Source organism: Spirosoma sp., from assembly GCF_026391055.1.
Classification (GTDB): Bacteria; Bacteroidota; Bacteroidia; order Cytophagales; family Spirosomataceae; genus Spirosoma.
Window position 1 is genome coordinate 19,079 of the sequence record NZ_JAPLET010000027.1, and the last position, 13,542, is coordinate 32,620.

Consider the following 13,542-nt stretch of genomic DNA (forward strand, 5'->3'; position numbering starts at 1 on the left):
TACTAGAGAAAACTGGTGTAACCCAGATACACGTCGTTTGGCTGAGGAGCGTCCTGTGCGTTTGGTGAGGTCAAGACAGAAACAGTAAAGTCAATAGAGACTGGAAGGAAATAATTAACAAGCGTATGCAACAAGGCAATCGATTGAGAGTGTGGCAGAAAAAGTGGCACCTGGGCAGGCGGAACTGGACCGATGATGATCTGTACGCCGTTGCGGCCGTCGTCGAAACGTTCACCTATTACCGCATCGATGCCTAGCCGACAATTAGCCAGTGTTGGTAAACCACCATCGGCCAGGGTTGACTGGTGTATTTGATGGCCTGCTTCAACCTGTACCGGAACGGCAAAGAAGACTTGTAAAAACTGACTTAACCAGACAAGATTGCTGCGAAGCAGATGCATCCAGGGCAGTACTTGTAAGAAAAGACCCGTCTGCATCCGGTTCATGTCCTTAATAATGGGCCATTGCTCGGCAAATTGATCGATTATGGTTCTGGCTGTGTCCGGGTGTTCAACGGCGCTTTCGTGTTGGACGGCCAGGGTTCGGAGGTAGTTCAGTTCGGCATCGAATGGCAGGAAAAAAAGGCGGGCCTGCCGTTCGTGATCACGATCCTGCCGAATGGTATCGAGGGTCTGGTCGGTGTCGGCAAGTTTGGATAAGTCTTTAGGTGGGAAGAACAGGTATTGCGGCAGCATATCGAACAAGCCTTCGCGGGGCGTATCGATACGGTTGTAAATAAAGGTAGACCCCTCCAGCAGCCAGTCGTTCATCTCCAGTATATCTTTGGAGTAGGCGCGATTATAAAGGCCGGTTGGGTTGATGATAATTCGTTCCGGGGGTATCTGCTGATCGGCCAGTGAGGCTGCCAGAAGTTCGGCTTTGAAATCGACATCAAGCAGATCGAGAAAATAAGGCTGTAACGTTGACGGTTGATTTGAAATTGTCATGGATGTAGAAGCCAGCACTGTAAATGATCAACAAGTTACCTGTTTCTGCTAAAAGAACCTTTTAGACCAATGAAATCATTAAATTATAAGGAAATTAATCAGGCGTTTAACCGATTTCTGGTCTGGTTCATCAGCCTGTTGCTGACAACGGTTGCCTGTGTGTTTTTGTACGTTAAAGCAAGTTCAAATCAGTTTAACCGGTTGGTTCAGCAGAAAGAGGATTTCGATCGGATATTCTACAAAGATGCGCTGCTGGCCGATAAAGTCGACTCGCTGTACACCTACATGAGTTTGCTCAACACGAGTCAGATTCGGGACGACCGCCAGATGGAACGGTTAATCACCAAGAAAAAAGAAGAGTATACCAAACTGGTGAATCAGGAGCGGAAAAGCTCGCCCTACTTCGTTGTGTATAACCGCTTATTCAGCCATGTGAACGAGATGCTTCTGCTGAAAGACTCGCTGAACAGAGCTATGCTGGAAGAAAGCGATATGCGAAGTGAGCTAAGAGACTGCCTGCAGCGGGCAGTTAATGAACATCGGCAGCGTAAACGTAATTGATGCGGCACTTTTAACGAACAGAGATGGAAACATTTTTTCGACTTACCATGCGCGAACGGCGACTTCAGTTTATGTACCTGCTCGCGGTACTTTGTCTGTTAACGCTATTCGTCAGCTTTATTGCTTTCAAAAGTAACACCTATTCGAGTGCCGAATCGAAACGGGTGTCGAGCAAAATCAAACAGCAGGAGCAGATCCTGAAAAGCCAGATAAGGAATATGCCCCTGCTGGACTCTGCTTACCAGTCTATCGTTGCTTTCCAGCCCCAGGTGAACGCTGTTTTTGTTGAAGTGGAAATAGAGGAGCATCTGAACGAGATCAAGCGGCTCTCCAATCCACAAATGGATAACACCCGGTTCAGGTCGTTTGGACAGATCGCCGATTTTTACCGGATGATGTACATCGACAAGAAGATCGTCTGGAGCAAGCAGTCCAACATTAGTTTGTTTCGTAAGCAACTGGATGATTGCAGCGTGGGATTGATATCGAATGCAACATCAACCCCCGGCCCGTCTGCGTCCCCTCAACCCAATCCTGGTGACCAATAGCCGTTATGAATAGCAAAATGACCTTATCGGCACGGGCGCTGTTTTTTACCCTGATCGTATTGTCGGGGCTTTATCAGTATACGGCTGAGCCTACCATTCGGGCCAAGGTGGAACCCATCCAGCAGGTAGCCGGTCAGCCCATACGTTATGTCGACAGTACGGACGCGGACGGCAGGCGACACTGGGAGTTCGGTAACGGACAGGATTCCAGGGTGGCCAAAGGTGAGTTTTACTATTCACAGCCCGGTACGTACCTGATTCGGCTAACAATTGATAATAACCTGACCAAAACGTTTTCCGTTGTGGTTACGCCCCGCAAAATTGTGCAGACGCAGGATTCGCTGGTGAAGATTAAAGGACCGGCAACGGGTTATGAGCGCGAAAAACTGGTATTTACCGCCGAAGGGGGAGGAGCCCGTCAGTTCTCCTGGCGCTTTGGAGCCAGTGGTCAGATTGACTCGCGCGACCAGACGGCTATCTACAGTTATCCGGCGGTAGAGAGTTATACGCCCTTCCAGGTGTACAAAATCGAACTCATGACAGATGTAACCAAGTATCCGGTTGTCAAAGAGGTTCGGATTTTTAAAGGGTTCAACAAATTCGCTCCTACCATCGATTCACTCGATATTACGGGTAGTGATTTCAAAAGGCGACTACAGCTTATTGCAGACGGGCAATCCTTCAATGTGCATTACAACTATTTATTGAAGCGGTATTTGTGCGAGAAGAACAATACAATCGTGCGCATTAACGATGCGAAAACCAATGACTTTTATTCGTACTGTATGGGCTTGCAATTCGATCGGGGCGTACGGATCGATGGGGTAGCGGTAATCGCTGATTCGCTTACCTCCTGTCTTGTGCGCCTAAACGTGACCCAGCATAACCAATGAAGCACCTCGTTCGTCATTGTTATTTTCAGTGGCCCGGCTGGCTCCCGTGCTTCGTACTTCTCCGGCAGTTTTCCGGCGTTGTACTGTTCTGGCTGTGCTGTCAGGAAACCGCAATGGCTCAACTGCCTTTCTTTATGCGGGTGGCCCGGCAGCCGTATAACCTGGTGCCGCATTCGGGGGGGGGCGGTTCGACAAAAACGGTGGCGGATGTAGCCAAAGGAGGAGCCGATCTGAATTTTCAGCCAGCAGGCGGCACACCCTGGGTCGTTTACTCTGACCGCGTCAACAACAATACGTTCCGAAATGCCAATGGCACTGTCCCTTTCCGCAAAATGGGCTTCTTGGAAGCCTTTTATGTTCTGAAGGAGCGGAACGGGTATCTGAAACTCATCAAGTACGATCCTAAACTACCCATTGGCAATAAGTTCTCCAGCCGGGCGGTTACCGACCGAAAAGCAGTTGTTTACTACGGGTGGGCCCCTAAAGCCCGCTTTCTGCTGGCCAACCAAAGTATCCGGTCGACCGATCAGCGCCGAGCCCAGATTTTCAGTGCCGTGCTGGCTCAACCGGTTCTGGTTGCCCGGCCGAACCAATATTTCGCCAACGATTCGGTAAAACTGTATTCAGAGCCCACTCAGCAAACCCTGGTGGGCGATAAAATGCGGTTGTATGATCTGACCTATATATACAAGCTGTCAGAAACCCGTCGGCAAGCCCTGATTGGCAGGGCGTCCTGGTTTCCGACCGACAGTGTCAAGCAGATACTTCTGGGATGGGCGCCTATTGATGTGCTGCAGTCCGTTGGCAATCGGCTGTTTCTGGAACCCGACACCACAACCCTGCAACAGCCGTCGTTGCCGCTATACCGGTCGCTGTCGGCAGCCGCCCGGAAGCTACCCGATTCGACCGTAACGAGTAATTCCTTTCCGGCCGTCTCCTGGAATCAGTTCGGTACTAAATTCCCGGTACTCAATCAATACAGAAATAATAAAGACAGTCAAACCGTTGTGCAGACGAACGGCATGACACCGCTGTTGGTCAGGCGCCATGTCCCCATTCTGAACGTGAATGGCCAGCCGATCAGCAGCCAGCAACTGGCCAGCATTCGCACCAATAATAACAACTATAACCTGATTTATGTAATTGAAGGCAGCCCGGCTATGCAACCCTACTGGGGAGAAATGGTAAACACCATTCAGTTCACTATCTCGCAGTTGTCGCAGGATTCATCCCGGTCCATTAACTTACGGGCGGGCGCTGTGGTGTATAATGAGTACAAAAAAACGGACGACAATAAGTTGCGGGGCAACGTAGATCTAAGCCCGCTGACCACTAATTACGTCTATCTGCTGAATGAATTAAGAAAGCTGATGCCACCAGCTAGGGGGCAGCCGGAGCCTGAGGCTAAAAGTGTTCGGTTTGGGGTCGGGAAAGCCCTGGAGCTGTTTGCTGCCCATCCTAATGAAAACAACATATTGGTGCTGGTGGGAATCAACGGCGACATGCAATCCATCGTTGATGGGATTCTGGTCCCTTCGGCCCTCAAAAGCGTAGAATGCCGCTTGTTGGCGTTTCAGGTATATTCGCCCGTGGGGGATGTCGCCAATAATTTTGTGCTGCACGCCCGCGAACTGGTGCTGGAGATTGCCAATCAGGGGAGTATCCTGAAAAAAAACAGGCTGGTTCGACCGGATATGGTGACGCCTTCCAACGAATTTAACCACCGGGTCGGCGATCGTAATGAATATAATCTGGCTTATCCGCAGCGGAGTATGGTGCCGGGCTGGGTTCTTTTTCCAAGAAAAAACCAAACCCTGCCCTTCAAGGAGTTATACGCAGCTACAGATAGCCTGTTCAGGCAAGTCAGCCATGAGTCAGAAACAATCATAGACGCTCTGGAAAGTACCTTTCAGCATCTGGAGCTGTTGGGTGACCGGGTAAATCCGAAGCTAACACCTATCTATGCTTCTCTTGGGATGAGTTTGCCCGCTGTTGCGTCGACCTTAATGCCGCTCGAAGCGTATCCCTTTCTGGTTCGGGCCTACACGCCCACGATGCGTAGCGACGGCCGCCGGTGGAAGTTCATTGCCTTGTTGCCGCTGGACGAATACGAGAGTATAAGCCGCTGGCTGGAGCAACTGAGCAGCGAAGACCTCGACCCGGCCGGTTATTTTGACCGGCTCAGGCTTTCCCGCCGGTACCATGAGACTATTAGAGAGATTGGGCTGCCTCCCGAAACTACGCTGACTCTTGATCAGATCCTGAACGGAATTTTAGATTTGCCCGTCGCCAATCCACTTTTCAAACGGATTACCGTCAGTCAGTTAACGAATCGTAAACAGCTATCCGATGCTTTGCTCAGCCAGGTCTTGTACCTGCTCCGCGAACGGCGCGATTATTTTCGTCGGATACCCACCTTTCGAAATAGCCGGTTTACGTCGAATGGGCGGACGTATTACTGGATCAGCGAAGACCTTTTTAAATAAACACGTTCCTCATCACTACCTGTATGCGTCAACTTCCGCTTACTGAACCGGTCGAGAAAGCCCTGCATATTGCCCGCGCTTTGGCTCGTGAATACCATAATGAGCAGCTTACTGCGGCCCATTTATTGCGCGCAGTTCTCCACGATGACGTAGGCGGCAGTGCGCTTCTGAGAGCCCTGGATCAGGATGTGGCTTATATTTTCGATTGGGCCGATGTCTGGATCGAAGAACAGCCCCGCTCAGCACTGGCTATTACGGAGCCGTTACAGGACGAATCGGTAGAACGTGTCCTGAACGAAGCAGATTTCTTTCGCGTCAAACTGGGGCTCGATTACGTTGAGCTTATCTGCGTTCTGACGGCCCTCACCAAGCCGGGTGTCGGGTTTACGGCCGAACAGCTCCGCTCGTTTCCGTTGCAGGAGCGTGATTTGCTGGATCGTTTTCTGCGTGACTTGTCGGCCCCCCGCGCTACCGATAAAACAAGCTCGAATGGCAACGGGCAGGCTGCTTTGCCGGGCCTAAGCCTCAAAACAAAGGGTCAGTTTCCGTATTGCATCGATAAAACAGCGCAGGCACGGGCTAAAAAGCTGGACCCCGTTGTCGGCCGTAAGCAGGAGGTTCGAACGATGCTCGAAATTCTGGGTCGGCGCAGCAAGCCTAACGTCATGGTGGTGGGCGACCCCGGCGTGGGTAAATCTGCACTGCTCGACGGGCTTGCACAACTGATTGTTGATGGACAGGTGCCCGCCCGGATGAAAAATGCCATTTTGCTCGAACTCGACTCCGGTGCGCTGCTGGCGGGCGCTTCGTACAAAGGTGAAGTAGAAGACCGCCTTAAATCGGTTCTGAAAGAAGTCCGGCAACAGGAAATGTGTATTCTTTTCATTGATGAGATTCACACCCTGCTCGACCCGAAAGGTTCTGCCGGTAATGGTATCGCTAATTTGCTGAAACCCGAGCTGGCCCGTGGCGAACTGACTGTGGTAGGGGCTACTACGCTCGAAGAATACCGGAAGCTAATAGAACCTGACCAGGCACTGAGCCGACGGTTCGAACTGCTCAACGTGACCGAGCCAACCGAACAGGTAGCCGAACGCATGATTCGGGGACTGATTCCCGTTTACGAGCAGCACCACAAGCTGGAAATCCAGCCCGATGTGGTTGCCGCCTGCATTCGTCTGGCGCGCCGGTACAGTAAGGAACGCCGGTTGCCCGATTCTGCGCTCGATCTGCTGGACCGTACAATGGCCGCTATCAGGATTGCAATTGAAACGTCGGACACGGAACTAACGCAACTCGAAAGAGCGGTTAAGGAGCTAAGTCAAAGCGATTTGCCGCCGGGCGAGGCACTGGACGAATACCGATGGGTCGACACGCAGCTTCACCACCAGATCAGCCCTGTTCTTCTGGGAAACTGGGAGGATACCATCAACCCGCTCGAACTCGAAACGCCCGTTGCTTACCACGACTACATTATGGCCAAGCTCAGACGGTTTCGGGAGTTGGCCGGTCAGCAGGTACCGGTTGTTACGGCCAATGATCTGGTGGCGGTAGTGGCTCACAAAACGGGTATCCCCATGGGTAAGGTACAGGGCCAGGAGAAAGAACGACTGCTGTCGATGGAGAGCTTCCTGCAACGGCGGGTCGTTGGCCAGAACCACGCCCTGCGCGCGTTGTCGGATGCTATTCTGGAGTCGCGCAGTGGCTTGCAGCGGGCCGGTCAGCCCATTGGCTCCTTCTTTCTGCTGGGTCCTACCGGAACGGGAAAAACGGAACTGTCGAAGTCGCTGGCCGACTTTTTGTTCAACGATGAGCGAGCCCTGATCCGGTTCGACATGTCGGAATTTAAGGAAGAACATTCGGCGGCTTTACTCTACGGAGCCCCTCCGGGTTACGTTGGGTATGAAGAAGGGGGTTTGCTGGTCAACAAAATTCGGAAGCAGCCGTATTCCGTTGTGTTGTTCGATGAGATCGAGAAAGCGCACGGCTCTGTTTTCGACGTTTTTCTCCAGATCATGGACGAAGGGCGGCTGCACGACAAACTCGGTAAGGAAGGCGACTTCACAAATGCACTGCTCATTTTCACATCCAACATCAGCAGCGAATGGATCACTAATGAGTTTCAGGCCGGTCGGATGCCAACGTCTCAGCAGTTGATGACCCGCATGACCGGCCAGTTTCGACCCGAATTTCTGGCCCGGATTACGGAAATCATCCCGTTCTCGCCCATCCAGGAAGAAAACGTGGTACGGATTTTCGAGATTCAGCTCGCTCATCTACAGAAAAGCCTTGTTCAGCAGGGCGTTACGCTGACATTGACCAAAGAGGCAAACCGGCAGCTTGCCTTACAGGGTTTTTCGCCCCATTACGGTGCCCGGCCTCTGGCGGGGATCATCCGAAATCAGTTGCGCAGGCCGATTTCCCGGCTGCTCATTTCAGGGCAATTACAGAAAGGGCAGTCGCTGAACCTTGACTGGAACGAGCAAACGAGTGAATTAATCTGGCAGATCGGGTAGGCGAATTGGGTAACTTTTCGGGACAAAAGCGGACTATGATCAAATTCGGGCTGGTGCTGAACGTCGTAAAAAAACATACCAGTTGTTTGAAACTGCCCTTTTCCCACCTTGCGGCCACTAGTCTTATTGATAGATTTGGTAAATACTATGGTTCGTCAGAATACGCATGTTTGACTTCGAAATTGGCGGTAGTGAGGCCAGACCCCGGGCATTAGAAGAAATCAGCAACATCCCTTCGAACCGGACGTTGCTGGTGCTGAAACTTACCCAGAAGAACCCCGTAAGGCCGGAGACGCTCTACGGCCTGAACACGGTCGACGCCGTGTTCAATAACTTCAGGCCTGAGGTGGAGGTGGAAATGGAGTCGCCTGAGGGTATGCCCATAAAAGAAATCATCCGGTTTCGGCGAATAGCCGATTTCCGGGTCAAGGAGCTGGTAGCCCAGAGCCCGCTCCTGCAAGCGCTGGATACGCAGTATCAGGAATACACGCAAATTGGCCGCCGACTAAAGGGACACGCGTTGTTGCGAACTATGTTGAGTAATGCCGAAACGAAAGCCATCCTGCTAAAAACGTTACAGGCTGCGGCCGATGAGCTGACTAAAACGGGCAAAGCCGGTCAATGAGCGGCCTCTATTCGGATTAGGAATTGTCAGTACGCTATTCGTTGCTGATCTGTAGATCAATCACTTACTAACCAGTACCCTAATAACTTTTGCATACCTGCATAAGAACGTGGTAATCTATTTCTTTGATCAATGGCAAGTGAATCAACTGTTCCCCCAACAAGACCGAATTCGGGGCATTCTGCTGCGGTTAACCCGCGAGCGTCACTTTCCGATATCATCTCTTTGCTGACTGATCATGGATTTGAATTTGTTGAAAGCTTACTGGATGGCTCGCTAAGCGGGAGTCTGGACTTTTCCAACCGTACGACCAATTTTTTGAGGAGGCCGGTTAAAGAAAAAGAACGGGCCACCTTGCAGGAGAAGCTGAAGGCCTGGATTGCGGTGCTGAGTGCGTCTGACAGTCTGGACAACATGCTCACCATTGCCGATCAAAAAGCAGCACAGTCCGAAGAAAGTCTGCGTAAAAATCTGCTGACCACTCTGGAGGCCACGCGCGAGCTTGAGACCAACTACCGGGCGCTTTCGCTTTTTTATACCAATACCGAAACGGCCAGAATTCCTAATATCTCGGTGGTAAATGCTGGTCTGGATCAAGTGTGTGATTTGGAAAATGCACATTTTACTGAGCACATTGCCAATGAGTTAAAGCAGAATTACGACCGCCTTGACCTTCGGGATAATTACTCCCTTCTGGTAATACCCGGTTTTATGCGGTCGAACGTTGTGCTGGAGAAATGGGCTAAAATTGCTCATGCCAACAAGGTCATGCTCTTCACCGACTTTGCGGATCTGGACGGCCCCGACGATGTGCTTGATCTACTAAGTGCCGTCAATATGCCGGGTGCGGAGTTATTTCATTCCAATGTAATCATGACCTGCAACTGGCTTGTTGGCCGGAGTAAGGTGGCCGAAGTAGGTGAAATGGATCATCTGTATGTCCCGCCGTCCGCAGCCCTTGCCGGTAAAACGTACTACACGCCAATGCCGCAGGTGTCGGCGGGGAAACGATACGGTGGCATAAGTGAGGTGCTGGGTGTCCGGTTTCGGCTTTGGAAAAACGAAGTTTCGATCATGGAGCGACTTAATCTCGTGCCCATGATCGAGGAGCATGGGCAGGTAATGGCCTACGGGAGTAAAACCCTGTTCAACGGTCCTAACATTGGTTTGCAGACCTTTACGGTTGTTCGGGTGTTCGACTACATTGTAAAAGTACTGTTCGATTTTCTGAACCGCCGGGCATTCGAAAACTGGAATACCAGCATAGAAGGTGATTTGCGACGACAGATTGCCGTATTTCTGGACAGTGTAAAAGGGTCTGATAAACTGATTGAGCAGTTTAGAATTGTACGGCTCGAACGGGACAGCAAACAAAAGGATCGCGTTTATCTGGATATTCGACTGACACCTTATTTCCCGGCTAAAAGTTTTATAGTCCGGCTCGACGGCCAGCGGGATGGTGAAACCGAAAGTCCAGAGTGGGCTTCCAGCTATGAACTGGCTTAAACATCCTTTGGATTGATGACGAAACAATTGATTTGGCATGGGTAGGCTACTGATCTTATGGATAGCACTGGGTGTGTGGGTAACCGTATCCGTTTACGTGCATCTGGCTTACATTAAACGCATAGGTTTTTCGCCAGACCCGGTTTTGCCTGCCGTTCCAATAATCGATGGCCCCCGGCTGCGTATTAAACTGCCGGGAAGTCTGTTCCATAAGGCTGAGAGTACCATGCGCCAACTCGATAAGCCCTCGATGCTGGATACACTGGCTGCTTATCTGATCAGTCACCCGCGCCGGTTGCTGACAGTGGTTGGTTACCATACTTCGGCTGAAAACAAGCTGACGTTGATGCCCAATTTAGGGGCAATGCGGGCCGATGTTGTCCGGCAGTATCTGGTGAACGCCGGGGTGCCGGAAGATCAGGTGCAGATTCAGGGGCAGGCGTCGGAACTGTTAAACTTCATTAAAGACTCAACAAGCGCCTTGTCTTTTTCTTTTCAGGCGATAACCATCAATGCCGACTGGCTGGCCCGGCACCAGAAATACAGCGACCTGTTTCATCCGCTCCAATTGTATTTTCCCACGGGCAGCACGGAGCATATAGTAACGCCGGATAATGAACAGTTCGTGCGCGAAGCCATTACGTACCTGTACAATCACCCAACGGAGCGACTCACTATTACGGGACATACAGACAGCACAGGCACTGAAGCCTTTAATCTTAAACTGTCGCGGCTACGGGCGATGGCCGTGCGCGACAAGCTTATTAAACAGGGCGCGTCGAAACGCTGGATTCAGGTAGTAGCCATGGGCGATAAACTGCCCATAGCGCCTAACAACCTGACCGAAGGCCGGGAGGCCAATCGACGCGTAACGTTACTGGTAAAAAAACGATAGCATGTTTGACCTGAATCCATTTCACCTTGAAAATGCCAGTCTGCTGCACTTTCTGATGCTTCAGGGAACGGCTATACTGGCCTACCTTATCTTTCGGGAGCGTTTTAAGCAACAGCTTGGTCGCCTGAACGAGAAATGCCAGCTGCTTCAGGCCGAGCTTGACGCCCGGGAGATTATTGAACCGGAGGTTGAGGAGGTCTTCAGTTCTGCGCCGGGCCGGGATGATCTGAAAGAGATAGCGGGTGTCAATGCAAAGGTCGAGGCTATTCTGAACGGGGTTGGTATCCACACCTTTACGCAACTGGCCAATACACCCATCACAACCATTCGGCGGGTGCTGGCCGAGCATGGGCCATTGATCTATACCGATGATCCGGTGACCTGGCCAAAGCAGGCCTGGCTGGCCGCCGATGGGCGCTGGGACGAACTCAGGGGATGGCAGGAGCAAATGCGTAAGGGTGTATATACGGACTTTCAACCCACCCTTTTGTTATGAATCCGCTAAATCCCTGGGTAGCTTTTGCCGAGATACTGCTGCTGTTGGTTGCTGCCTTCCTTTTAGGCTATGTTGTTGCTTACGGCCAATACAACAAACAGATACGAACGAGGAAGTCGCTGATTAGGCAGTTAAAAACAAAGCTGAACTTACCGGATCAGACCCAGTCTAAATCGGATCAGGTGGAAGAGATTATACCCGAGACGGAATAACAGGCTACTTTACTGACTCCCCTGCTAACTCATTGCTACACCTTTTATACCTACAAACAGTTTCATGAAAACAACGTTGGTTACCTTCCTTTTTGCCGGTGTCATTGCCCTGGTTTTTGCCACTGGTTGTAGTACCACACCACAACCACCCAACGCTGAGCGACTCAAGCGTTCCTACACTCTGGTATCTGTAATCGAAAACGGTACTGTCGTCTATCTCGAAGGGGCTCCGTCGAATATTAAACCCGGTTACTCACAGTTTTCCCTTGATCTGTCCGCTCCGCCCACGGTTCGATACCGGATTTCGGATGGAACGTCCGGTGCTGATTTAACAACCTTTGCCGGAACCTACCGGGTACAAAACGATAACACCCTGATACTTGAAGGGCTTAATCCTCAGCCTACCGGTACAAACGGCACCATCACGTTTACGATCTCGGACCTTATTGATGGGTCCTCCGTTACGCTTACACGTACGACATCCGATCAGAAGACGGGCAACACAATGAATGTTTACAAACTGAGAGGATAGCAGGCCGAAGCATAGCCAGTCAAATGCGGTTGCTTGGCCATCGGAAAACGCATATTGATGGATGAACAGACTGCCGCTTATTCTATTTCTTACCGAACTTATTGGCAAACAGGTTTAAGTACGCAAAGCTGTACAACTGCTTTATTTTAAAATAAGTCTGCTGCTTTGGGTTGGGAGCATAAAAGCCATAAACAGCATGTAGACCAATCATCAGGACTGACTTAACGCATTTGGCTAAAAACCGTGGTCTACTTCGCTGAATCTCAATAATACGCTCACTTCGGCCCAGGTAATAGGCGTAGTCGAAAATGTACTTTTTGTTCAGCTTGTTGCCAATTTTATGGTAAACCACCAGGTCGGGGCGATACAAAATCTGGTAGCCCAAATCGCGTGCCCGATTCAGGTAGTCTACCTCTTCACCACCCATTAAATTACTACCTTTTCGACCTAGCTCAACGTTATACCAGCCGATTTTCAGGGCTGCGTTCCGGCGCATGGAATAATTGGCACCCATTAATTTTTGGGTGTAACAAGCCGAGTTTCCCAGATCGAAGACGCTCATCAGGTAATAAAACTGTTCGGGCATCCAAGCCGGAATGTCGGATTGGTAAGGGAGCACTTTTCCACCTACTACATGGGTGTTCTGGTCACTATAAATCTGGTCGCAGATGTCCAGATAGTTTGCTTCAATATCAATGTCGTCATCCAGGAAAATGAGCACTTCGTTCCTTGCTTCTTTTATTCCCCTGTTTCGGGCGTACGATAAGCCCTGATTCGTTTCGAGAACATACCGAACGTGCGGAAACTGTAGAAAAGGTTTTACTATTTCGGCTGTATTATCAGTTGACTTATTATCAATAATAAGCAGCTCATATTTTGAATAATCTTTAAAGTGTAAGAGAAGCGACTCAATTGTTTCTTTCAGAAAATCAACTCGGTTATACGTACAAATAATGATGCTGTAGTGAAACATATACGTTTGCTTTTAAAGTTGTTCGTTACGGGTTTGGCTGACAAAATACGCTTAATAATCAGATAATTTTTGGGGTCTTGTTTGTAAAATATCTTCCATAAAGACAAAACGAAACGGTGAGTTGTCAGCTGCTCTGTTGTAGATGGCTTTATAGAAAAAAGCAATCATTATAAAGGCAATAACACAGCCGAATACTCGCTTTATAACTTTCTGGGATTGGGTGTTGAAGAGGAAATAAAAGAAGAAACTCATGATCACCACCCGGAAGTTGAGTAGGTAATCGTTCGTACGGGCCATAATGAAATTATCCGACACGATACGATCCAGAATAGCGCCTACAAAATAGAGGTTA

The 13,542-nt window shown here is 50.2% G+C and carries 14 protein-coding genes; 11 read left to right on the forward strand and 3 right to left on the reverse strand.

What is annotated here, in order from left to right; translation table 11 throughout:
- Positions 1–2: 2 nt before the first annotated feature.
- Positions 3–947, reverse strand: coding sequence for a type VI secretion system baseplate subunit TssG (locus tag NT073_RS27595; protein ID WP_297380352.1), 945 nt, complete (start codon positions 945–947; stop codon positions 3–5).
- Positions 948–1,016: 69 nt separating this feature from the next.
- Here NT073_RS27595 and tssO (NT073_RS27600) point away from each other — a divergent pair, with 69 nt between their 5' ends.
- The 11 genes from tssO (NT073_RS27600) to NT073_RS27650 all read left to right on the forward strand — a co-directional run bounded on the left by tssO (NT073_RS27600) (position 1,017) and on the right by NT073_RS27650 (position 12,217).
- Complete coding sequence (gene tssO / locus NT073_RS27600) at positions 1,017–1,508, forward strand: type VI secretion system TssO (protein ID WP_297380355.1); 492 nt, start codon at positions 1,017–1,019, stop codon at positions 1,506–1,508.
- A gap of 23 nt (positions 1,509–1,531) precedes the next feature.
- Complete coding sequence (gene tssO, locus NT073_RS27605) at positions 1,532–2,056, forward strand: type VI secretion system TssO (protein WP_297380358.1); 525 nt, start codon at positions 1,532–1,534, stop codon at positions 2,054–2,056.
- Positions 2,057–2,061: 5 nt separating this feature from the next.
- Positions 2,062–2,949: a hypothetical protein gene (locus NT073_RS27610; protein ID WP_297380361.1), complete on the forward strand. Its 888-nt coding sequence runs from the start codon at positions 2,062–2,064 to the stop codon at positions 2,947–2,949.
- Positions 2,946–5,435 carry a type VI secretion system protein TssR domain-containing protein gene (gene tssR, locus NT073_RS27615; RefSeq protein WP_297380364.1) on the forward strand — a complete coding sequence of 830 codons (2,490 nt, stop codon included), beginning with the start codon at positions 2,946–2,948 and terminating at the stop codon, positions 5,433–5,435. The genes NT073_RS27610 and tssR overlap by 4 nt, the downstream gene beginning before the upstream one ends.
- Positions 5,436–5,458: 23 nt before the next feature.
- Positions 5,459–7,951, forward strand: coding sequence for an ATP-dependent Clp protease ATP-binding subunit (locus tag NT073_RS27620; protein ID WP_297380367.1), 2,493 nt, complete (start codon positions 5,459–5,461; stop codon positions 7,949–7,951).
- A 166-nt stretch (positions 7,952–8,117) separates the two neighbouring features.
- Entirely contained in the window at positions 8,118–8,576 is a 459-nt protein-coding gene (locus NT073_RS27625; RefSeq protein WP_297380370.1) for a hypothetical protein, read from the forward strand.
- A 225-nt stretch (positions 8,577–8,801) separates the two neighbouring features.
- Positions 8,802–10,082 carry a type VI secretion system contractile sheath protein TssC gene (locus tag NT073_RS27630; protein ID WP_297380373.1) on the forward strand — a complete coding sequence of 427 codons (1,281 nt, stop codon included), beginning with the start codon at positions 8,802–8,804 and terminating at the stop codon, positions 10,080–10,082.
- Between the two features lie 37 nt (positions 10,083–10,119).
- Positions 10,120–10,977, forward strand: coding sequence for an OmpA family protein (locus tag NT073_RS27635; RefSeq protein WP_297380376.1), 858 nt, complete (start codon positions 10,120–10,122; stop codon positions 10,975–10,977).
- Position 10,978: 1 nt separating this feature from the next.
- The gene (locus NT073_RS27640) at positions 10,979–11,473 is read left to right on the forward strand and encodes a hypothetical protein (protein WP_297380379.1); all 495 of its coding nucleotides are present in this window, start codon (positions 10,979–10,981) and stop codon (positions 11,471–11,473) included.
- Positions 11,470–11,685 (forward strand): hypothetical protein, encoded by a 216-nt coding sequence (locus NT073_RS27645; RefSeq protein WP_297380381.1) that lies wholly within the window; start codon positions 11,470–11,472, stop codon positions 11,683–11,685. The genes NT073_RS27640 and NT073_RS27645 overlap by 4 nt, the downstream gene beginning before the upstream one ends.
- A 64-nt stretch (positions 11,686–11,749) precedes the next feature.
- A complete protein-coding gene (locus NT073_RS27650) occupies positions 11,750–12,217 on the forward strand; it encodes a hypothetical protein (protein WP_297380383.1) in 468 nt (155 codons plus the stop codon).
- Positions 12,218–12,299: 82 nt separating this feature from the next.
- Here the strand turns inward: NT073_RS27650 and NT073_RS27655 are convergent, their stop codons facing one another.
- Complete coding sequence (locus tag NT073_RS27655; RefSeq protein WP_297380385.1) at positions 12,300–13,190, reverse strand: glycosyltransferase; 891 nt, start codon at positions 13,188–13,190, stop codon at positions 12,300–12,302.
- Between the two features lie 51 nt (positions 13,191–13,241).
- A partial coding sequence (locus NT073_RS27660) for a hypothetical protein (protein WP_297380387.1) occupies positions 13,242–13,542 on the reverse strand: 301 nt, incomplete at its 5' end.

Excerpts from the sequence above, each read along its gene's own strand:
- tssR (WP_297380364.1), top strand. The coding sequence starts at position 2,946 with ATGAAGCACCTCGTTCGTCATTGTTATTTTCAGTGGCCCGGCTGGCTC.
- NT073_RS27625 (WP_297380370.1), top strand. The coding sequence starts at position 8,118 with ATGTTTGACTTCGAAATTGGCGGTAGTGAGGCCAGACCCCGGGCATTA.
- NT073_RS27620 (WP_297380367.1), top strand. The coding sequence starts at position 5,459 with ATGCGTCAACTTCCGCTTACTGAACCGGTCGAGAAAGCCCTGCATATT.
- tssO (WP_297380355.1), top strand. The coding sequence starts at position 1,017 with ATGAAATCATTAAATTATAAGGAAATTAATCAGGCGTTTAACCGATTT.
- NT073_RS27640 (WP_297380379.1), top strand. The coding sequence starts at position 10,979 with ATGTTTGACCTGAATCCATTTCACCTTGAAAATGCCAGTCTGCTGCAC.
- NT073_RS27635 (WP_297380376.1), top strand. The coding sequence starts at position 10,120 with ATGGGTAGGCTACTGATCTTATGGATAGCACTGGGTGTGTGGGTAACC.
- NT073_RS27650 (WP_297380383.1), top strand. The coding sequence starts at position 11,750 with ATGAAAACAACGTTGGTTACCTTCCTTTTTGCCGGTGTCATTGCCCTG.
- NT073_RS27655 (WP_297380385.1), bottom strand. The coding sequence starts at position 13,190 with ATGTTTCACTACAGCATCATTATTTGTACGTATAACCGAGTTGATTTT.
- NT073_RS27595 (WP_297380352.1), bottom strand. The coding sequence starts at position 947 with ATGACAATTTCAAATCAACCGTCAACGTTACAGCCTTATTTTCTCGAT.
- NT073_RS27610 (WP_297380361.1), top strand. The coding sequence starts at position 2,062 with ATGAATAGCAAAATGACCTTATCGGCACGGGCGCTGTTTTTTACCCTG.
- NT073_RS27645 (WP_297380381.1), top strand. The coding sequence starts at position 11,470 with ATGAATCCGCTAAATCCCTGGGTAGCTTTTGCCGAGATACTGCTGCTG.
- tssO (WP_297380358.1), top strand. The coding sequence starts at position 1,532 with ATGGAAACATTTTTTCGACTTACCATGCGCGAACGGCGACTTCAGTTT.